This is a genomic window from Sorangium sp. So ce381, assembly GCF_051473845.1.
Lineage (GTDB): Bacteria > Myxococcota_A > Polyangia > Polyangiales > Polyangiaceae > Sorangium > Sorangium atrum.
In genome coordinates this window covers 1,728,704-1,749,184 of sequence record NZ_CP150336.1, presented here as the reverse complement: position 1 = coordinate 1,749,184, position 20,481 = coordinate 1,728,704, and the positions used below count along the sequence as shown (strand labels likewise).

Genomic DNA, 20,481 nt, shown 5'->3' with positions numbered 1-20,481 from the left:
TCCCCTGTGCAGGCCGTGATGCGCGGCGGCCCTTCGTTATCTGGCATCGTGATCGATCTCTGCACCGACTCCGTTCGCGCGGTTGTCATGGGCGCGAGCGACGGCGAGGTCGCGGCGGCATCGACCGGGTTGGGTGCGAAGTCTCACCTGCGACCCGCGCGCGCACCGGTTCACTGTGAACCTCAGCCGTGGAGGAACGGGAGAGCAGATCGATTCAAGGAGTTCAAAGGCGAATCGCCACGCTCACCTCAGGTGACAGAAGGTTCCCTATGCGATCCGACACCACCCCTGGGAAAGCGACGCTAGAGAACTGTGATGAGCCGTCGAGGAGAAGAAGATGCAGATTCGCAGTGCAAAAGGTTGCCAGTGGGACCAGGTGAGCCTCGGCGAGGTGATGCTGCGCCTCGACCCGGGTGAGCGCCGCGTCCACACGGCGCGGACGTTCGACGTCTGCGAAGGCGGGGGAGAGTACAACGTGGCGCGGGGGCTCCGGCGCTGCTTCGGGCTCCGCACCGCCATCGTCACGGCGCTCGCGGACAACGCCGTCGGGCGCCTCATCGAGGACCTGATGCTCCAGGGCGGGGTCGACACGTCCTTCCTGCGCTGGGTCGACTACGACGGCGTGGGCCGGGACGTGCGCAACGGCCTCAACTTCACCGAGCGCGGCTTCGGGCCCCGCGCCGCCGCCGGCTGCTCGGACCGCGGCCACAGCGCGGCGTCCAAGCTCAGGCCCGGGGACGTGCCGTGGGAGACCCTCTTCGGCGAGCGCGGCGCGCGCTGGTTGCACACAGGGGGCATCTTCTGCGCTCTCTCGGAGACCACGGCCGGCGTGGCGCACGAGGCCATGGAGGTCGCGCGCGCGCATGACGTGCGGATCTCCTACGACCTCAACTACCGACCCTCGCTGTGGAAGAACTTCGGCGGCCAGCGGCGGGCGCGCGAGGTCAATCGCGCCCTCATGCCGTACGTCGACTGCGTGTTCGGCAACGAGGAGGACTTCGTCGCGGGCCTCGGCTTCGAGGTGTCCGGCGTGGACAGCAGCTACAGCCAGCTCGATACGAACGGCTTCCGCCGGATGATCTCCGAGGTCGTCGCGGCGTATCCCAACATCTCGGTCGTCGCCACGAGCCTCCGGACGGCCAAGACCGCCAGCGTGAACGGCTGGGGTGGTATCCTGTACTACAAGGGCGAGCTCCACGAGGTCCCGCAGCGAGACATCGAGATCCTGGACCGCGTGGGCGGTGGCGACTCGTTCGCTTCGGGGATCATCTATGGCCTCTTGACCGAGCAGAGCCCGCGGTGGGCGCTCGAGTGCGGCGTCGCGCACGGCGCGCTGGCGATGTCGACCCCGGGGGACACCTCGATGGCGTCGCTCGCCGAGGTGCGGAGGGCCATGAGCGGGGCCGGCGCGAGGATCGAGCGATGAACAGGGAGCAAGTCGTCCGCCGCGTCGAGGAGATCGGCGTCGTCCCCGTCGTGCGCGCGCCGCGCGGAGAGCTCGCCGTGCGGGCCGCTCGCGCGCTGTGCGCGGGGGGCATCGAGGTCATCGAGATCACGATGACCGTCCCCGACGCCCTGTCCGTCATGCGCGATATCGCCTCGCGGATGGGGGACCGCGTCCTCGTCGGCGCGGGCACCGTGCTCACCGCGGACGCGGCACGCCGGTGCATCGAGGCCGGCGCCGAGTTCATCGTGAGCCCGGGGCTCGACCTGGAGGTCATCCGCGCGGCGCACGATCTCGGGAAGGCGGTATTCCCGGGGGCGCTCACGCCGACCGAGGTGATCACCGCGTGGAACGCCGGCGCCGACACGGTGAAGCTGTTCCCGTGCTCCGCCATGGGGGGCGCGAAGTACCTGCGCGCCCTGCGCGCGCCGCTCCCGGAGGTGAAGATGATGCCGACCGGCGGGGTCAACCTGACGACAGCCAGGGATTTCATCGAGGCCGGCGCCGTGGCGCTCGGGGTCGGCGGCGAGCTCGTGGACGCCGCGGCGCTCGCGGCGGGCAAGGACGAGGTCCTCACGGAGCGGGCGCGTGAGTTCATGTCCGTGGTCGGCGCCGCGCGTGCAGAGCTCAAGAAGGGCGCGCGGGCGTAGAGAACAGCTCCGGCGGGCAGCGCTCGGGAGCTCTCCTCGATGGAGCTGCCCGCCGCGACATGGAGTTGCCTGGGCCCTCGGCGCGGCCGGCCAGGGCGTGCACGGTCTGGTAGCCGCGCGGGGCAGGCTCGGTTAAACGAGCCGTCATGATCCTGATTGGCCAGTACGACTCTCCCTTCGTGCGCCGCGTCGCCGTGGCGCTCCAGCATTACGGGCTCGCGTACGAGCACCGCCCGTGGTCGGTGTGGGCCGACGCGGAGTCCATCGCGAGGTACAACCCGCTCCGGCGGGTCCCCGTGCTCGTGACGGACGGCGGGGAGCCGCTCGTGGAGAGCGCGGCGATCCTCGACGCCCTCGACGACCTCGTGGGGCCCGAGCGCGCGCTCCTGCCGCGCTCGGGCGAGGCGCGCCGCGCAGGGCTGCGGGTCTGTGCGCTCGCCACGGGGCTCGCGGACAAGGCGGTGAGCCTGCTCTACGAGCACGTGCTGCGCACGGGCGATCGCCGGAGCCCTGTCTGGGTGGAGCGCTGCACCGCGCAGATCGGCGAGACGCTCGACCTGCTGGAGCGGGAGCGCGCCGCCCGGCGCGGCGACACCTGGTGGCTGGGCGACTTCAGCCACGCCGACATCGCGGTCGCCTGCGCGCTGCGCTTCGTCGGCGAGGCGCACCCGGCCCTCACCGACGCCGCGAAGCGGCCGGCGCTGGCCGCGCACGCGGCGCGCTGCGAGGCGCTCCCGGTGTTCGCGGCGGTGGTACAGCCGCTCCACGTGGCCGTGTAGCGCCGCGTGCCAGGGATCCCGCCAGAAGAGCCGGTCGATGGCGAGCGGTCGCCGGAAACGGCTGCGATTTTCATGGTTCTCGCCCTAGCTCGCGCCCCGCGCGCCCGGTTCTCCCTAAAACCGGCGCGGCATATACGAGTTGTCGCGGTAACTACGATTTCGTGAAGGACGGCCGGGCCCAGCCGCATCCGGGGAGCAGGAGGCGGTTCAATGGCCCCGCCCTCCCCGTGCTCCGGCGACCCGATCTTTGGACGTGCCGCCCGCGCGGCGCCTGGGTACCTGTCGGGACCGTAAGGGACAGATTCGGATCGACCTCGGGACCTCCATTGCATTGGATTTGATAGAAAGCGACGCCGCGCTACGCTCGAAGTAGGCGAGGAGGGTCAACATGAGTGATGTCGGCGCGCGGGACGATGATCGTCCGTCTGCGACTGAGAAGGTCAATCTCGTGCTCGAGGGCGGCGGGGCGAAGGGGATCGCGCTGGTGGGGGCGCTGAGCGCCCTCGAAGAGGATCGTAGCAGCGGCCGGAAGGTCGAGATACGCCGGCTGGCAGGCACCTCCGCGGGCGCGATCGTCGTCGCCCTTCGAGCTGCCGGCTACACACCGAAAGAGCTCACGGAGATCATCACTGGTCCAGAGATTGCGAAGTTCACCGACCCGTCGTTCAAGCTGCCCGTTATCGGTCCGGCCTACGGAATACTCAATAACCTCGGCATGTACAAGGGGGATTACTTCCTGGACTTCATCCGGTCGAAGCTGCTCGACAAAGGCGTGCGGACGTTCGGCGACCTGGTGGACCGCGACTACATGCGCCTATGTGAAAGGGCGTGCGTCCGACCTCAAGCAAGGTGGAAATACAAGGCCCACATCGTGGCATCCGACATCACGCGGGGTCGGATGCTCATCATCCCGGACGACTTGAATGAATGGAACTATGGGTACGATCCAGATCACATGGATGTGGCGCTCGCGGTCAGGATGAGCATGAGCATTCCGTTCGTCTTCATGCCGGTGCGCACGAGAGGTCGTAGCGGCACCGCGAGCATCATCGTCGATGGTGGCCTGCTGAGCAACTTTCCACTGGAGATATTCGACCCCGCCATGTCGACGAGAGAGTGGGACCGAGAATCCCCCTACTGCGCGGGTATGGTGGCGAACTGTCCGGACGAAGTGAAGATGCTGCAGTACTTCCTCGGGGTGACGGGGATCATCGAGGAGGGGCCGTCGGGGAGCGCGTGTCGAGAGCTGTGGGACAGCAACAAAGAGCTGCTGCGCTATCTGAACGAACCGAAGACCCTGGGCATCCGGATCATTCAGGGAGGCCCCCACGACGTGAAACGTCCATGGCTGGCGCTCAAGATGCTTTATGCGCTCACCCGCACGGCGATCGACGCGCACGACATCAGCACGACAGAGAAGTTCGAAGAGCTCCGCTTCGCGAGGACGATCGACATCAACACCGATAACGTCCCCGTTACCAAGTTCGATCTGCCCGCCCTCGATAAGGAGATGCTGTACGACAGGGGGCACAGGGCGATGAAGAGGTTCATGCGCGACAAAGGGCTTTCCAACATCCAGTCGATGACGAGACACAACGCGCTCGCTGCTCTTGCCTTGCTCGAAAAGAAGGATCTGGAGGAGCTCAAGAGGTTGCTGCATCCCAATCTTCCCGGCGGCCACGGGTGAAGCACGCTCGCTGTCCGGCTCGCTCCGCAGACACGGGCTGTTGTCGCTTGTCCGCGTCGAAGCGCTGAGATGCGTCGGGAGCCTTGAAATGCGCGAGCCGCGCGGTCGAGGGGTCGTCCACCGCATGGCCCTGATAGAACGCACACTGATTGGAGAAATGGACCATGGGATTCGATGATATTCTCAATGATCCGCTGCTCGCCGAGGAGATCCGCCGGGTCTTCCAGCGCAAGGGCCAGCCGCACCCCATCGACGAGCTGGAGATGATGGCACACAGGGCGATCTCCAGGGGTGGACTCGACATGAGCCTCGCACCCGCACGGGCCCCCGCGCCCACGGGGCAGGCCTCTCAGTCCTCCGCCGCGACAGCGCCGCAGCCACGAAGCGCTCGGCCTCCGGCGTTCTCCGTCGACATGTCGATGCTCAGTAAATTGATGTGGCAATATCGAAGTATTGTCGAGTTCGGTCGACCGATGCTCCGGATATTGAACCACAGATTTGAGCTGCCCGAGAGCGGTGAGTGGAGACAGTTGCTGGAGGATGCCCGCGCGAGGATCGAGCGCTTCATTCCCTCCGTGGGGCGGATCGACATGGAGAACCATCCCAGCCTGGATTGGGCTGGTACAGGGTGGCTCGTCGACCACAACATCCTCGTGACCAACAACCACGTCGCTAAATTCTTTGCCTACCCTGAGGGGGACACGTTCTCATTCTTCAACCATCCAGTCAACAACAGGCGCATCCGTGCGTTCGTCGACTTCTCGAAGGAAGACGCCCGAACCGCAGAAGGAGCGAAGGTCGAGGTCACCAAGGTGATATACATGGCGCCAGGCGACGACGGCCCGGACATCGCATTCCTGGAGCTTGAGCCATTACCCGCCGGAGCGCCCGTGCCTGAGCCGATTGCGTGGGCGAGCGACGAGGAAGTAACGTCGGGCGTCAGGGTTGCTGCGATCGGACACCCGGCGATCGACAGCCGCACCGGTGATCTCCCCGTCATCGAGGGCGCTCTGCGCGGACCTCCTGGCACCAAGCGACTCTCGCCGGGTCGGATCAAAGCTGTCCATGGGGAGACCGTTCTCCATGATTGCTCGACGCTGGGAGGCAGCTCGGGATCGCTCGTGATGAGCATCGAGAGCGGGAGCGTGCTCGGTCTACATTTCGGGGGACGGCCCCAGGAGTCGAATTATGCCGTTTCCGCGCGCGTCATCAAAGACATCCTCGGGGGAATCGGGCGGTAACCGCCTCCCGCCCGGACGCGAACGGCCGGTACGCAGGCGACGTCCCTCCGTTCAGCGATGCAGCGAGCACCCGTGGCGATGACTTGATCGCCGTCGCGCATCAGAACGATCGGAGAGGCCCGAACCAGAGGAGCCGGCCGACGGGGGCGGCAGCGGCGCGTCGCCTGGGGAGGCGGTGCCTCATGTGGACTTGATCAGGGTGGCCAATCGCGGGCGACGTGCTAGCGGCGATGTCCGGCGAGCGAACTCATCATTTGTGGCCTCGGCGGGGAGCGGCGAAATAGGCGTCGAGGGGACGCGTGGCGCGTGTTAAAAGGCGCGGCCTCGATCATCTGGTCACCATCGCGGCACGACGCTCGTCTCGCAGATACCGCGACGATCCGGTCGCCAAGGAGAATCCATCATGCATGTGTCCGCCATTTCCATCGTCCTGATGCTCGCTTTGCTCATCCTGGGCTGCGGCGACGGCACCATCGGGGACAGCGAGAAGGCGGAAGAGGCGCAGGATGCAAGCGAGCTGCTGAGAGCCGACAATCCGCTGGGCGAGGTCGCCGCGGCCTGCGCGGGACTGTGTCGCAAGCAGGCTGAAGGGGCAGGCTGTCCAGCTTATGTGAGAGACGACTCGAAATGCAGGAGAGTCTGTGATGAGACCGTTTCTCGGTTCAGTGCCGAGTGCGCGCCGAAGGCGGAGGCCTACTTCAATTGCGGCAGTCGTGCTTCATGGGCTTGTCGCGCGGGCGGTAACGTACCTCAGCTCACGAGCGGCAGTTGTGCATCGGAGCTCCAGGAGTATGTAAAAGTCTGCTTCGGCGATGAGTAGCGGCCTTGCTGCGCAGGCACATATTTATACTTATATTCTCACGAAAATCGCGTAATTACCGCTGAGCCAGCGGTGCTCTTGACGTTGGGCTGGGTGGCCACCTCTCCCGCCTCGTTCATGAACGGGCCGCAGACCCCCTCGCTGCCGATCGGCACCATCGTGCCGTCAACCGTCACGTGCGCTCGGAATCGGCCGTCACGTCGGCCCGGAATACGCAGTTTGCTGAGCGGGTGCTATCTGGCCAGCTTGCCGAGCAGTACCCGCTGCACGTGAAACCACTTCGACATCCGGAACAGTGTGGACGGGTTCCCGAGCCGGACAACAAGGCCCCAAGCCCTCTATACCCCGACGAGGATAAGCGCCTCATGGCTGCGGTGGATATTCGACTGTCTCATCGGATCTATTACGGGTCTCTGATCCGTGAGGGGATGGGTGCAGACGAAGCTGGCAGGCTGGAGTCTCATCGGTTCCGGGCGACCGCGGCGGTGCTCTTGCGCAAGATCAGCTCGGCATCGACCACGACGCGCGAGCAGGAGCGGCGGCCGCTCTCGATCTGCCCGAGCAGCAAGTGGAGGCACCTGCGCCCCAGCTCGGAGAAGTCCTGGCGGACGGTGGTGAGCGGAGGCGTGAAGTAGGCCGCCTCCGGGATGTCGTCGAAGCCGACGACGCTGATGTCCCGCGGCACCACGCGTCCGCTCTCGTGGAGGTAGCGGAGCACGCCCAGCGTCATCTGGTCGTTGGCCACGAACACGGCGGTGGCGCCTGGCGTGCGCGCCAGCTGCGGGGCGAGCTCGTAGCCCGAGCGTGCGCTCCAGTCGCCGCGCAGGAGAGGCGGCGGCTCGACGCCCGCGGCCTCCAGCGTCGAACGCCAGCCTTCGATGCGCTGCTCGGCCTCGAGCGAGTCGACCGAACCGGCGATGTGCCACACCGTCCGGTGACCCAGGTCGAGGAGATGGCGGGTCGCGGCCGCCGCGCCGCCGAGCTGGTCGACGGCGACCACCGGGACCGAATCGTCCGGCCCCCCTTCGACGGCGACCACCGGCACGTCGGAGGTGACGTGGCGGAGCGCGTCCACCGCGGACCGCAGCGGGGCGATGACCATGATGCCGTCGGCGCCCTGATCGCACAGCCTCTTCACCGCATCCACCACCGGCGCGCGGCTGAGCGACTTCAGGCTGACGACGCTGACGCCGTACCCGGCGTCGTGCGCCGCCGTCTCGAGCCCGTGGAGCGTCGACGCCGGGCCGTAGTGCGTCGTGTCGAAGCTGACCACACCGAGCGTCCGCGAGCGCCCGGTGACGAGCGCCTGCGCCACGGAGCTCGGGCGGTAGTCGAGCTGGCGGATCGCGTCGAGCACGCGCTCCCGCGTGTCCCGATGCACGTGGGGGCTGTCGTGCAGGACCCGCGAGACCGTCTGGTACGAGACGCCGGCGAGCTTGGCCACGTCGACCATGACCGCGGCACGGCGCCCGCCTCTCTTGATGCGCCCCTCGGGAGGAGAGTTGTCGTCCATCGGGGCCAAGCTTAGTCGCGCGCGGGGGGAATGGTATCGACATCCACCACGACCGCACCCCGGCGCCCGCTTCTCCTGATGCGCCGCGCGAGCGGCGCCTTGCCATTGGCCGGGCCCGCTCTCGGCGGCGGAGGGGCGGCTCGGCGTGAACGTCCCCGGTCGGGCCTCGTCCTCCGGCTTTGCCCTCAGCGGGTCGTCAGCCGCCGGTGGTGGCGCCGCTCGCCTCGATCCGGACACGATCAGCCGCCGCACGCGTCGGCGACCCGACTCGCTCCTGCCTTTCGCGCGCGCCGCTGGGCCACGACCCCGCCCAGCGCGACCAGGGCGGCGACCGCGCCCGCCGGGGAGCTGGGCCCCGATTCGACCCGGCAGGCGCGCCCATTCTTCGACCTCGCCGCTCTCCCGGAGCTTCGTCAGGTGTCGCCAGACAGCTGGTCTCGGAGGTGATCGCGTCGATGAACCGCTTCACGGTGGCGGCGGACAGGTCACCCGTGCCGTGGGCCTGGCAGCCAATGGCGTCGATGGGGGGGCCCGCCTCCTTGGGCCGGCCCGCATCTCACGGCGTGGTTACCTCGAAGGAAGCAACGTTCACCGAGCCGCCTGAAGACTGCGTGGCGTGATTGACGATGCCGGAGCGATAGCCCAGGAAGTATTGCCAATCCTTGTTCATGTTGAGCGTGTTGCCCAGGCAGGTGAATCGGGTGCCGTCCGTGCTGCAGGAGAATCGCGCTTGCGCGCCGCCCATGTCTGTGCGGACGTTGACCTCCACGCGTAGGCAGATCTTGTTGCCGGCTCCACCGGAGCCCGGTGCACCCATCAAGAGCACGTTGCGCCTCGCCGCGGCGGCGATGTTGGGGCCGCCTTCTCCCGGTCGCGTGGCAGCTCGGACTCGCCAGGTCGTCGACCGGAGCGGGGGCGTCGTCGGCCCGCTGCGCTCCCAGGGATTGGCGGTCCCTGGGTCGTGCCAAATCCATGGCGAAGCGGATCGTGACGACGCGGTTCGGCCTACGCGGATCTCCGCGTCTATCGCACTCTGGCACCTCGTCCACGTGGCCTGCTACTGTCGACGCGTCCTTGCTCGCCCGTTCGGCGCTGGCGTCAGGCCGAGCAGCCGACCGATCGCCTCGTGAACGACCCGGGCCCCCACCTCATCCCCGAGGGCGACGGCGCGGCTCAGGGTGCTGACGATCGAGGCGACCACGGCCGCCCGATGCGACGGATCCGTCACGGCGAGCTCCCCAGGCCCGGGGCTTGAGAGCTGGACCCGGGTTGGGTCCATGCCGGCTGCCGGTGTGCCACGGCACGTGGTCGTCCAGGAGGCGCCGCGTCGGCGGCCGCGATCGTCCGGCGGTTCAAGGCTCGAGCCCACGCCGAGCTCGGCGGAAGCTCCGCTGTCTGCGGACGCGCCATGGGGTCACCGAGGCCAACACCGTAAGGAAATCTTGCTCTACGCTGCTCCCGATGCCTAGCGACGCTCCTGTCGATCTCTACTCGCTCGCCTTCACCTGCAGCGTCGATCCGCTGCTCTTGCTCGACGAAAGCGGCCGGATCCTGGCGCTGAACCCCGCCGCCGAGCGCCTGTCCTCCACGCCCGGGGCGACGGCGCGCGGAGCGCCCGTCGATGAGGCGCTTCGGCCCCATCCGCCCCTCGGCGCGCTGCTCGAACAGGTGCTCCGCGATCGCGCCCCGCGCGCCCTGCCGCCCGACTTCACCCTCCACCTCGCGAACGAGCGCGTCGTCCTCGCCGAGGGGAGCCTCAGCCCGCTCGTCGACCCCGCGGGCGCGTGCGCCGGGGTGCTCCTCGCGCTGCGCGGCGTGACCGAGCAGCGCCGGGCCGAGCTGGCGGCGCGCGATCGAGGAGCGCGCATCAACGACGCCATCGAGGCGCTCGACGTCGGCTTCGTCATCTACGATGCCGAGGATCGGCTCCGCTTCTTCAACACGGCGTACAAGTCGCTCTACCCCGAATGCGCCGCCGCCATGCAGATAGGCAATGCGTTCGAAGACGTCGTCCGCGAGGGCTGCCGGAACGGGATTCACCTCCACAGCGGCCTGAGCGAAGACGAGTGGGTCGCCGCTCGCCTCGCGGAGCATCGCAGCCCCGGGGACGTCTACATGCGGCGGTTCGGGGACCGCTGGATCGCCCTCAAGAGCGGCCGCCTCGCCGACGGCAGCTTCGTCGGCCTGCGGATCGACACCACCGCGCTCAAGGAGGCAGAGCTCGCCCTCGAGCGCGAGCGGCAGTTCATCCGCCTCGTGCTCGACACCATCCCGATCGTCGTCACGGTCAAGGATCGAGACGGCAAGATGAAGCTCGTCAGCAAGAGCTATGCTGAACTGTACGACACCACGGTGGACGCCGCGGTGGGCAAGACCGTTACCGATCTGCCGCGCTCCCACGCCGAGCTCTCCGTCATCGGCGAGATGGACCGGGAGGTGCTCGCGCGCATGCAGCCTATCTCGAGGGTTCACCCCGTCACGCGCCCGAACAGCAAGACGCGGTGGATGTCCGTCGTCAAGGTGCCTCTCGTCGAGCAGGACGGCACGGCGCACATCCTCGCCATTGGAACGGACATCACGGCGCAGCGGGAGCACGAGGAGCACATGACCGCCACCATCGCCGAGCTCGAGCGGCAAAAGCAGGCCATCGCCGCTCAGCTCGCGGTCATCCAGCGCCAGCAGGCGCTCATCCGCGCCCTGTCCACGCCCATCCTCCAGGTCGCCGAGGGCGTGCTCGCCGTGCCCCTCATCGGCGCGCTCGACGACGCCCGCGCGTCCGACGTCACCAGCAAGCTCCTCGACGAGGTCGTGCGCACTGGCGCTCGCTTCGCCATCATCGACGTCACCGGCATCGAGAGCGTCGACGCCGCGACGGCCGACCACCTCGTCCGCATCGTCCGCGCGATCCGCCTGCTCGGCGCGAGCGGCGTCCTCACCGGCATCGGGCCCGCCGTCGCGCAATCCATGTGCGGCATCGGGGTCGACCTCTCCGGCGTCACCACGCACGGCAATCTGCGCGCCGGGATCGAGGTCTGTCTCCGCTCGCTGCCCGCACGGCGCTGAGCGCCGCCGGCGCCTCCCCTCCTCCGCAGAGGCGACGAGGAACGCCGTGCGGCTCCTGCACGGCGAACAACCCAGCTCACCACCATCGATCTCGGCGACGAGCATGCTCCTCACCGGTCCAGCGCGGAGGCGCGATCACTCTTCTGCCGGCCTCACGCCGGGGGTCGGCTGCCCGACAACGTAACAAGTCGATCGCCTGCCGTCCGAGCACGGCAAAGTGCAACAGCGCATCCGAGCGGCGTGAACGCCGTAAAGCGCGGCGTCGCCACCAGCGCAGCCGGCTTCGTGTCCCCGTCGCCTTTGCCCGCCGCTTCGTGGGGGGCTGGTCATCGAGGTACCGCTGCTCGAAGATGGTTGTTCGGAGAGATCGAGATGCAGGGCGACGCGGAGAAGGCCAGGTGAGCAACAGGCGAGCCCCCTCCCCCGCGGCCCCCGCCGACCTAAGCGCTCCCGGTAAGCGGCCCTTCGACATCGAGCAGGTGCTGGCGCGGGTGCGCGAGGCGGTCCGGCCGTTCCCCAAGGCCGCGATGTTCGCGCTCGCCGACGACGGCTACGCTTCGGTGTTCGAGCAGCTCGTCGCGTGTATCATCTCCATCCGCACCCTCGATGAGGTCACCATCCCGGCCGTGAAGCGGCTCTTCGCGGTCGCCCGCACACCCGAGGCCATCGCCGAGCTGACGCCCGTCGAGATCGAGCGGCACATCGCCCCCTCGACCTTCGCCGACGTCAAGGCACGCCAGATCCACGCCATTGCGCACCGCACGCGGGACGACCTGGGTGGCGTGCTGCCGTGCTCGTACGACGTCCTCACCGGCTTCCGCGGCGTCGGTCCAAAGTGCGCGAACCTTGTGCTCGGCGTCGCCTGCGGCGAGAGCCGCATCAGCGTGGACGTGCACGTCCACCGCATCACGAACCGCTGGGGCTACGTGGCGACGCGGACGCCCGATGCGACGACCACGGCGCTCGAAGACCACCTGCCCCGCGCCCACTGGGTCGAGATCAACCGGTTGCTGGTACCGTTCGGCAAGCACGTGTGCACCGGCGCGCGACCCAGGTGCTCGACATGCACCGTGCTCGAATTCTGCCGTCAGGTCGGGGTCGGCGACCACCGTTGAGCCACGTCGGCGCGGTCCGCTTGGCCCTGAAGCGCGCGAACGCGGCGACGAAGTCGTCGAAGAAGGCGGTGGCTTCGGCGTGGTGGACGTCGGTCATCGGCAGGGCTCCGCGGCGGGCGACCCGCCATCGTAGCGGGCGCAGGGGACGACAACACCGCTGCCGCCATGGATACCACACGCCCGAACGCCCGCTCCTGGACTGCGGCCTGCGGTCACGACCCGACGCCTCGCGCGTTGGGGCGAATGGACAGGAGGTACCGATGGACGACGAGCCCTGTGGACGCGATCTGGCGAACAACGCGGTGGTTCCCGAGCGGCTGGCGGAGCTGTTCCGACATGTGGCCGACAACCTGGAAGCCCACGCGGCCTGGGTGGGCAGCGCCACGCCCGAGGCCCGCCTCGAACACGACGCGATGCGCCGGGTGGCCGCCGGCTACCGCGGGATCGGCGAGGCGGCGGGCCGCGCCGCGGAGGCAATGCGGGCTGCGGGCGATCTGCCCGCCGCCCCCCACGACCTCGCGCGCTTCGACCGCGGCGCCTTCGAGGCGTGGATGCGCCGCAAGATCGAGCTTCAGCGCGGTTTTGCGGCGCTGCTGCTCGAGCACGCCGAAGCCTCCGAGCGCGTCCTGCGCTCCATGGCGGCCGACGATCACGGCTGACGGCCGCGCGCTGCATCAGACCATCAGCGCGTCGGGCTGCCCGGGGAGCGGATAGGCGCTTCAAGTGCCTTCCAGAAAGCCACCCATTTTTGGCTCAGGCCATCGCCCGCGGAGATGCGCGCGCGATCGTGACGCGCGGGCTCCCGGCCGTGGTCTTCATGGCGGGCGTGGTGGGCGGCGCCGCGCTCGCCGAGGCCTGCATCCATCGCGGCGTGCGCGCCGCGGTCGCGCCGGGCCTCGCGCTCACCGCGGCCCTGCTCGTGGGCTTCCTCGCCGGGGTGAGCGTGACCGCGCACGCGGGGCCGGTCCCGCTCGAGCCGGCCTGGGCGTTCGACCTGCAGGCGTCGCTCGTCAGCCTGGCGATGGGGGTGCAGACGGCCACGTTCCGCCGCATCGACGGCGTGACGGTGCGCACCACGTACATCACCGGCATGCTCACCAACTTCGCCGAAGAGCTGGCCCAGCTGCTCGCCAGGCCTCGCGACGCCCCCGTCGACATGCGCTCGACGGCGCGACACCTCGTGGCCACGGGGCTGATCTGGCCGAGCTTCGTGGCGGGCGCCGCCGCGAGCGCGCTCGCGTACGCGCGCTGGCGCGCGCACGCGCTGGCGATCCCGGTCCTGCTGCTCGTCTCGCTGGTGGTGATCGACCTCGCGTGGCCCATGGGCGGGCCCAGCGGGACGGCCGCGTGGCGCCGGGAGCAGCGGCGCCGGAGCGGCGAGTGAAGCGGCCGGCGCGGGCGCGGCTCTCGAGCGCGGAGCGACGCCTCCTCCTTCTCCTCGGCGCCCCCGGCCTGGGGCTATCGCCTTCTGCGGCGGGGCAGCGAGCACCCTGCCCTACGCGATCCTCATGCAGCGGATGCCCGCTCGAAGCCACGGCGCCGCGGCGGGCCTCTTCGACGTGAGCGGCGGCATCGGGACGCTCCTTGGGCCCGCGCTCACCGGCGCGGCCATCGATCTCCTGCGTCCGCTCTTCGCCTCCACCAAGGGGTACGCCGCGATGTGGCTCGTGCTCAGCGCGTCGACGCTCGCGAGCGTCGCGATGCTGCGGCGCGCGCGGAGCGGCTGACGCCCGGGCGTCGCGCGCGCACGAGGAGACGGGCCTCGAGCATCCCCCGACGCCACCTCACGGGCTGCACGCTCGGGCGCTCCGCCGGGCTCGGAACAAGGCGCGAGGACATGAGTCGCCGCCTTGAACGATCCTCCTGCTGCCGGGCACTCCTTCGGAGCTCGCTCCAACCTGATGGAGCACAAGCGCCATCCGATGAAGGCGGAGACCATGGACGCGAACAGGAGAAGAGTCCACATGGATACGATGCACGGCGACGCGGCGATGAGAGCGCTTCGCCGCCGAACCAATGCGGCGGCGATGTTTTGGCCTACGGTGATGGCGCTCCTCTTCTTGCCGGCCGCCTGCAGCGACGAGGCAAACGACCCGCAGGACAGCCGCGATCTCGGCGAGATCCCGGCCACGATGACGCCGGTGTTCCTGAGCGAGGACGAGGCCCGTGAGGAGATCAGCCGCCGAGACGAGTTCGTCTCGGCCTTGAGCGCGTTCGATCTGGAGAGCAGGACGGGCGCTCCGCGGCCCGTCGCGGTCGAGGACTACCTGGGCGTCGTGCGGAAGCATGTCCTCGCGTTCTCCGAGGCCGAGAAGGAGAACGTCGGCGAACAGGTGAACGCCGTCCTCGACCGGATGGCGGAGAGCGGCCTGCGTCCCCCGGCGAATCCCCCGGAGGTCCGCTTCGTCCGCACGGATGGCGAGGAAGAAGGAGCGCCGGCCGCCTACACACGGAGCGGAACGGTATTCCTCTGCGATCAGTTCTTCGGCCTGGATCCCGCCCTTCAGATCCATACCGTGGCGCACGAGCTGTTTCATATCTGGAGCCGCGCGAACCCCGACGTCGTCCGCTGGCCGGCGCATGAGGCGCTCGGCTTTTCCCGCGTCCAGGGCCTGACCCTTCCGCCGGGCCTGGCGGACAGGAAAATCACGAACCCTGATGATCCGCTCCTCGAGGAGGTCATCCGCGTTTCATTCGATGGCGCGCCTGTGGACGTGGCCCTCGCCACCATCGCGCGCTCGGACTACGAAGGTGGATCGTTCTTCGACTACCTGGAGCTGTGGCTGGTGGAGCCCGAGAGCGGCGCGCTTCACTCTCTCGAGTCCGCGGAAGGTCTGTTCGAGCAGCTCGGGACGACGACCGAGTACATCCTCTCCGCCGAAGAGATCTCCGCGGAGCACTTCGCCATCGGTCTCCTCCAGGACGTAGAGATCCGCGATCCTGAGCTCATCGAGGCGGTCCTACGGCCGTTCGAGCCGTGACGTGGGAGAGGCGGCGCCCGCTGCTGTGCGTTCCTCTAGAAGGGGACGAAGTCCTGATCGCCCGCGGCGCGCGGCGCGCGCCCGTTGCTCGATGCGCCGCCGCTCGGGGGGCCCTTCTGCGGCGGCCTCCACAGCGCCTTGTCGCCGCGGCGGTCCGGTAGGCGCCCCGGCGCCGCAGGCCGGTGGCCCGGGTCGCCGTCGCTCTCCTGCGCGAGGCGGAACGACGCCATCACGTTCTGGAGCTGCTCTGCCTGCGCCGAGAGCTCGGCCGCCGTGCTGGCGAGCTCCTCGGAGATCGCCGCGTTGCGCTGCGTGGCCTGCTCAATCAGCTCCACCGCACCGCTGATCTGGGTCACGCCGTTCGACTGCTCCCTGGATGCCATGGCGACGCCCTGCACCAGCTCCGCGGTCTCCCGGATCGACGGGACGAGGTCCGCGATGAGCTGTCCCGAGCGCTCCGCGACGACGATGCTCGACGCGGCGAACGAGCCGATCTCCTTCGCCGCATCCCGGCTTCGCTCGGCCAGCCGCCGCACCTCCGTGGCGACCACGGCGAAGCCCCTGCCGTGCTCGCCCGCGCGAGCCGCCTCGATCGCGGCGTTCAAGGCGAGCAGGTTCGTCTGGTACGCGATCTCCTCGATGATCGCGATCCGCTGGGTGATCGACTTCATCGCCTCGACCGTCTCCCGGACCGCCTGACCGCTCTGCTCCGCGTCCCTCGTCCTCCGGTGCGCCGTCTCCTCGACCTGCTTGCAGTTGGCGGCGTTCTTCGCGATCGTGCCGCTCAGCTGCTGCAGGCTGGTCATCGTCTCCTCCACGGACGCCGCCTGCTCGCTGGTGCCCTGCGACAGGCTCTGCGCCGTCGCCGAGAGCTGCACCGAGACCGAGGAGACCGAGACCGCGCCGCTCCGGACCTCGCCGATGAGGCCCGCCAGGCGCTCCGACATGGCCTTCACGGCGCCGAGCATCTGGCCGAACTCGTCAAAGCTCTTCACCGTGACGTGGCCCGTGAAGTCGCCCCCGGCGATGCGCTGGTGGATCGACACCGCCTGGGTGAGCGGCAAGAGGATCATCCTGCTGAAGACGACGGCGAGCACGGCGGCGACGATGATCGCGAGCAGACCTCCAATCTGCAGCGTCACGTACATCGTCTTGACGAGCGCGTTCGTCGCCGCCTGCCGCTGGCCGAGGAGGGAGATCTCCTCGTCGTCGATCTCCTTGAGCGCCGCGCGCATCTGGTCCATGAGGGTCTTTCCGCGCCCCTTCCTGACCTCCTCGGCGGCGCGATCCGCCGGCGCCCTCGCCTCGTCCGCGCTGCGGCGGTGCTGGATGATCGGCTCCAGCACGGAGGAGAGCCACTCGTCGTGGAGCTTGCCGATCTTCTCGAGGCGCGTCTGCTGGCGCGGGTTGTCCCTGGTGAGCTCCCGGGCACGGCTCAGGCTTTGCTCGAACCGGTCGCGCCCGCTGCGGTACGGCTCCAGGAACGCTTCCACCCCGGTGATGATGAAGCCGCGCTCTCCTGTCTCGGTGTCGAGCAGCGACTTCATGATCTCGCTCGTCGTGAGCATCACCTCGTACGTGTGCTGGTCCCATGAGCGGGCCTCGTCGAGCTCCGAGAACCTCTTGTAGGCCGTGCCCGCCAGTCCGAGGACGAGGACGACCATGGCGGCGAAGCCGAGGTAGAGCTTCCGGCCTACTCCGATATGCGCAAGCATGATGCATGCTCCGGGCTAGATGTGGTGCGGCTTCCTAAGAGCTCCGCCGGCGAGAGGATGCGGTCGATGTTGAGCAGCAGCACGAGCTTCTGGCCCACCTTCGCCATCCCGAGCAGCTGATCCACGCGCGCCTGCGCGCCGAAGGCCGGCGCGTGCTCGATCTCGTCCTCGGAGAGCGTGAGCACATCGCCCACGCCGTCGATGAGCAGGCCGAGGCGGGTGTTCTCGCCGTCGAGCTCGCTCTCGACGATGAGGACGCATGTCCACCGGCTCACCCTCGTCGGCGGCAGCCCGAGCTTGACCGCGAGATCGATGACCGGCACGACGCGGCCCCGAAGGCTCATGGCGCCGACGATGCACGCTGGCATCATCGGGACCCGCGAGGTGACGCTGAGCTCGACGATCTCCCGCGCCCGGAGGATGTTCACGGCGTACTCGTCCCCCGCGATGATGAAGGAGATATATTGCGACACGGGGCTCGACGCGTCGGGAATCATGACGCCTCCATGGAGAGAGATGGAAAACGGGCGCCCTGCGCGCCGGGGCGCCGGCTCATCCTGGGCTGCCTCCGGCGGCCGATGGACATCGTCGGGCCCCCCTCGATCCGATTCAGCGGACATAGGATGGCCGTGCCATTGCGCATGAGCACGACTCCCCCTCTTCCACCTACCTGCAGGGCGTCTCCCCCCAGCAGGATCACCCTACCACGAGAGTAGGCGGAATCTTCAATAGAAATTTTCAACACGCACGTATCTGGTCCCTGTCGGTCGCGATGATTTGCCGGCGCGCCCGGATCCTCTCCATGAGGTTCGAGGCCACGACTCTGGTGGTATGCAGGCGGGCAGGCGCTGGCGCTGGTGGGCCTGCAGCCGGCGCGCGCATCCTCGAGTGGGGGCGCCATCCCCGCAGCGACAGCGATCGCGCGCGGAACAGGCGCGCGAGCTCCGCGACAGGGAGCTCATGGAGGTCGAAGGCGGGTGGAAGGAGGCAGCAGGGAGGCAGGTAGCAGGGAAGCAAAGGATGTGCGCCGCAACGACGCACAGCAGGCCTGAAGGAGCGACACGCGGGTGCGTTCGGATGTCGAGCCCAGGGGGAGCTCGTGGCGCTCGAGCACACGCCCGCCGAATTAGCGCTCCTGGACGAGGGAGACTCCTGATGCGGTGCGCTCGATGCGCAGCGCTCCCCGTTGCTCGGGCCGGTCCAGGTCCTTCCCTGGTGTGACGCCGGGCCGCCTCACGGTCGCGACCGGGCGTGAAACCTCGCTCCGCTGTCAGGACGAACGAGCGTCGGCTCTCGCGGTCTCTGGCGTGGCGCGCGCGGCGCGCGCGGCGAGCATGGGGCGGAACGCGCTCCGGTACGCCCAGGCCAGGTAGAGCTCCAGCACCAGGATGGCCATGGTGACGCCCATCCCATCCGGCGCGAGGAAGGCATGGAACGCGAAGATGTTGACGACGACCGGCGCGAGGAGCGCCAGGGCCAGCGGCACGAAGCGGTTCGACAGGAGCAGCGCCCCGGCGATCACCTCGGTGCCCTTGATCATCGGGAACATGTAGCCCGCGCTCATGAGCCCGGCGCTGAAGGCCGCCGCTCCCTCGGACATTTGAACCGAGGGTCGTGGCATGAACTGCAGGAACCCATCGAGCCCGAACACGAAGAAGACCAGCCCCAACAGGACCCGTGCGGCGACCGGTAGATAGCGAGCGATCGGCAAGGCGGCGCGCCCTTCGGCCACGTGCGCCGGATGCAGGTTTTCAGCTGCCATGAGTCGATCTCCCCTTCGAGAGCGACGCGCTCCAGGTGGGCGCGACTTCCTCGATGATCTCCCTGAACCGTAGCGGGATATCCGAGAGCTCCGTCATCTGGTGAATCGTGAGCACCTCGTCGCTGCCGAACCCGACCGGGCACCGCAGGGCCCATTCGATCGCCTCCTCCTTGGAGCTCACCTCGATAAGGTAGAACCCGCCGACCAGCTCCTTCGACTCGGCGAAGGGCCCATCGAGCACGACGCGCTTTCCGCCGACGATCCCGATGCGCGCGCGGGCCCCGCTCGGGTTGAGCCCTTCGGAGGCGATCAGCACGCCGGCCTTCGTCATGTCGTCATTGTACTTCATGTAGGCGGCAAACAGCTTCTCGTCGATAGGCGCATCCGCCTCGGCCTTCGCATCGTTCGCGCCGGGCGCCTTCGCGTCGTCCTCGGCTCGTCCTGCGGTGATCATGAATCGCATCGTCGTCTCTCCTGAGGGTTCGAAGCGGGGGACCGGCGGGCCTAGACCGGGTGTCCCCCTGCCTTCACCGTGACGACGAACGAGGGTCGGTCGGATCGACACGCCGGGCGAATCTTTTTTGTCGTGTGCGCTACATGACCGAAATCAAGCGACTTTGGACAGCCTCGCGGCCGCTGGCGGGTCCACGGACACGCCGCAGATCCCCGTCTACACGGCGCTGGCCTGGGCCGCGCAGCTGGCAGCTCTCTCGAATCGCGAAGAGCTCCGGCGTGCACAGCGGGTCGGATCGAGCGCTCACGGCGCGCCGCCGAGCCCCGGCACCTCCGCCCGGCTGCGCCGGAACGACGCCGGGGCCACCCCGCGGCTGCGCTTGAAGGCCCGGCTGAAGGCGAACTCCGACTCGTACCCCACCCGGCGCGCCACCTCGGCCAGAGACGCCTCGCTCTGGAGCAGGATCCGCGAGGCGAGCCCCATGCGCCAGCGGGTCAGGTACCCGAGCGGCGGCTCGCCCAGCTCGGCCGTGAACCGGCGGGCGAACGCCGCGCGCGACAGCCCCGCCTCCCGCGCCAGCGTCTCCACCGTCCAGGGGGCCGCCGGGTCCGCGTGCATGCTGGCCAGCGCCCGCGAGAGCGCCGCGTCCTTCAGCGCCGGCAGCCACCCGGGCGCCGACGCGGCCACGCCGTCCGCCCACGCCCGCAGGATGTACAGGAACAGGGCGTCGAACAGGTGCTGCACCAGCACCTCGCTCCCCGGACCGGGCCTATCCAGCTCGGCAGTCACGAGCGACATGATCGCCGAGAGCGGCGGGTTCGCGCGCACCTCCTTCGCGGCGAAGTGCACGACCGGCGGAAGCCCGCGCAGCATCGGCTCGGCGAGCTGCGCGTCGAGGCAGTAGGCGCCGCACACCATGGTCGTCATCGGGCCCCCGGTGGGCAGAATGGCTCGCCGCTCTAGCAGGCGCTCGAGCGGCTCGGCCCGGCCATCGCGGGCGTGCACCAGCTCGTGCGCCAGCCCCTGCGGCAAGAGGCAGAGATCCCCCTGGTGCAGGGCCAGCGGGGCAGCGCCGTCGCGCCGCAGCCAGCAGGCCCCCTCCGTGACGATGTGGAACGTCACCTGCGCGCGGGCCTCGAGGCGCATCCCCCACGGCGCCGGCAGGCGGCTACGGGCCAGCAGCACTCCCTTAGTGGACAGCACGCGGCACCACTCCGTGAGGACGTCGGTCGACATGGCTCACCGATCGTACCTGGC

General features: G+C 68.9%; 20 protein-coding genes and 1 pseudogene. 12 read left to right on the top strand and 9 right to left on the bottom strand.

Translation table 11 applies throughout. From position 1 onward, the window contains the following. Positions 1-337: 337 nt before the first annotated feature. The 6 genes from WMF29_RS06625 (at position 338) to WMF29_RS06600 (ending at position 6,621) form a co-directional block, all read left to right on the top strand. Positions 338-1,426 (top strand): sugar kinase, encoded by a 1,089-nt coding sequence (locus WMF29_RS06625; protein ID WP_437328025.1) that lies wholly within the window; start codon positions 338-340, stop codon positions 1,424-1,426. Continuing rightward, positions 1,423-2,094, top strand: coding sequence for a bifunctional 4-hydroxy-2-oxoglutarate aldolase/2-dehydro-3-deoxy-phosphogluconate aldolase (locus tag WMF29_RS06620; RefSeq protein WP_437328024.1), 672 nt, complete (start codon positions 1,423-1,425; stop codon positions 2,092-2,094). The genes WMF29_RS06625 and WMF29_RS06620 overlap by 4 nt, the downstream gene beginning before the upstream one ends. A gap of 146 nt (positions 2,095-2,240) precedes the next feature. Further along, positions 2,241-2,873, top strand: coding sequence for a glutathione S-transferase family protein (locus tag WMF29_RS06615; protein WP_437328023.1), 633 nt, complete (start codon positions 2,241-2,243; stop codon positions 2,871-2,873). Between the two features lie 388 nt (positions 2,874-3,261). Continuing rightward, positions 3,262-4,560, top strand: coding sequence for a patatin-like phospholipase family protein (locus WMF29_RS06610; RefSeq protein ID WP_437328022.1), 1,299 nt, complete (start codon positions 3,262-3,264; stop codon positions 4,558-4,560). 164 nt (positions 4,561-4,724) lie between these two features. After that, complete coding sequence (locus tag WMF29_RS06605; RefSeq protein ID WP_437328021.1) at positions 4,725-5,801, top strand: trypsin-like serine peptidase; 1,077 nt, start codon at positions 4,725-4,727, stop codon at positions 5,799-5,801. A gap of 403 nt (positions 5,802-6,204) precedes the next feature. Further along, positions 6,205-6,621 (top strand): hypothetical protein, encoded by a 417-nt coding sequence (locus WMF29_RS06600; RefSeq protein ID WP_437328020.1) that lies wholly within the window; start codon positions 6,205-6,207, stop codon positions 6,619-6,621. A 460-nt stretch (positions 6,622-7,081) separates the two neighbouring features. On the opposite strand, the gene WMF29_RS06595 is transcribed toward WMF29_RS06600, so the two are convergent. From WMF29_RS06595 to WMF29_RS06580, 4 genes and pseudogenes are all read right to left on the bottom strand, one after another. Continuing rightward, positions 7,082-8,134, bottom strand: coding sequence for a LacI family DNA-binding transcriptional regulator (locus WMF29_RS06595; RefSeq protein WP_437328019.1), 1,053 nt, complete (start codon positions 8,132-8,134; stop codon positions 7,082-7,084). A gap of 239 nt (positions 8,135-8,373) precedes the next feature. Then, positions 8,374-8,496: pseudogene (locus WMF29_RS06590) on the bottom strand (hypothetical protein); the annotation flags it as partial. Between the two features lie 194 nt (positions 8,497-8,690). Further along, positions 8,691-8,951: a hypothetical protein gene (locus WMF29_RS06585; protein WP_437328018.1), complete on the bottom strand. Its 261-nt coding sequence runs from the start codon at positions 8,949-8,951 to the stop codon at positions 8,691-8,693. 240 nt (positions 8,952-9,191) lie between these two features. Next, complete coding sequence (locus tag WMF29_RS06580) at positions 9,192-9,362, bottom strand: hypothetical protein (RefSeq protein WP_437328017.1); 171 nt, start codon at positions 9,360-9,362, stop codon at positions 9,192-9,194. 233 nt (positions 9,363-9,595) lie between these two features. On the opposite strand from WMF29_RS06580, the gene WMF29_RS06575 reads away from it, so the two are divergent. The 6 genes from WMF29_RS06575 (at position 9,596) to WMF29_RS06550 (ending at position 15,293) form a co-directional block, all read left to right on the top strand. Beyond that, positions 9,596-11,197 (top strand): PAS domain-containing protein, encoded by a 1,602-nt coding sequence (locus WMF29_RS06575; protein WP_437328016.1) that lies wholly within the window; start codon positions 9,596-9,598, stop codon positions 11,195-11,197. Between the two features lie 398 nt (positions 11,198-11,595). Beyond that, the gene (locus WMF29_RS06570; RefSeq protein WP_437328015.1) at positions 11,596-12,312 is read left to right on the top strand and encodes an endonuclease III domain-containing protein; all 717 of its coding nucleotides are present in this window, start codon (positions 11,596-11,598) and stop codon (positions 12,310-12,312) included. 260 nt (positions 12,313-12,572) lie between these two features. Beyond that, positions 12,573-12,971, top strand: a complete 399-nt coding sequence (locus tag WMF29_RS06565; protein ID WP_437328014.1) for a hypothetical protein — start codon at positions 12,573-12,575, stop codon at positions 12,969-12,971. Next, positions 12,860-13,696, top strand: a complete 837-nt coding sequence (locus WMF29_RS06560) for a YoaK family protein (protein ID WP_437328013.1) — start codon at positions 12,860-12,862, stop codon at positions 13,694-13,696. Before WMF29_RS06565 ends, WMF29_RS06560 begins: the two co-directional genes overlap by 112 nt. 133 nt (positions 13,697-13,829) lie before the next feature. Continuing rightward, on the top strand, positions 13,830-14,039 hold the full coding sequence (locus tag WMF29_RS06555) for a hypothetical protein (protein WP_437328012.1): 210 nt from the start codon (positions 13,830-13,832) through the stop codon (positions 14,037-14,039). A gap of 300 nt (positions 14,040-14,339) precedes the next feature. Then, positions 14,340-15,293 carry a hypothetical protein gene (locus WMF29_RS06550; protein WP_437328011.1) on the top strand — a complete coding sequence of 318 codons (954 nt, stop codon included), beginning with the start codon at positions 14,340-14,342 and terminating at the stop codon, positions 15,291-15,293. Positions 15,294-15,328: 35 nt separating this feature from the next. Here the strand turns inward: WMF29_RS06550 and WMF29_RS06545 are convergent, their stop codons facing one another. The 5 genes from WMF29_RS06545 to WMF29_RS06525 form a co-directional block, all read right to left on the bottom strand. Continuing rightward, positions 15,329-17,008: a methyl-accepting chemotaxis protein gene (locus tag WMF29_RS06545; protein WP_437328010.1), complete on the bottom strand. Its 1,680-nt coding sequence runs from the start codon at positions 17,006-17,008 to the stop codon at positions 15,329-15,331. Continuing rightward, positions 16,987-17,505 (bottom strand): chemotaxis protein CheW, encoded by a 519-nt coding sequence (locus WMF29_RS06540; protein ID WP_437328009.1) that lies wholly within the window; start codon positions 17,503-17,505, stop codon positions 16,987-16,989. Before WMF29_RS06540 ends, WMF29_RS06545 begins: the two co-directional genes overlap by 22 nt. 773 nt (positions 17,506-18,278) lie before the next feature. Next, on the bottom strand, positions 18,279-18,770 hold the full coding sequence (locus WMF29_RS06535) for a DoxX family membrane protein (protein ID WP_437328008.1): 492 nt from the start codon (positions 18,768-18,770) through the stop codon (positions 18,279-18,281). Beyond that, positions 18,760-19,233, bottom strand: coding sequence for a YciI family protein (locus WMF29_RS06530; RefSeq protein WP_437328007.1), 474 nt, complete (start codon positions 19,231-19,233; stop codon positions 18,760-18,762). The genes WMF29_RS06535 and WMF29_RS06530 overlap by 11 nt, the downstream gene beginning before the upstream one ends. A gap of 294 nt (positions 19,234-19,527) precedes the next feature. Beyond that, positions 19,528-20,460 (bottom strand): AraC family transcriptional regulator, encoded by a 933-nt coding sequence (locus tag WMF29_RS06525; protein WP_437328006.1) that lies wholly within the window; start codon positions 20,458-20,460, stop codon positions 19,528-19,530. Between the last annotated feature and the right edge of the window lie 21 nt (positions 20,461-20,481).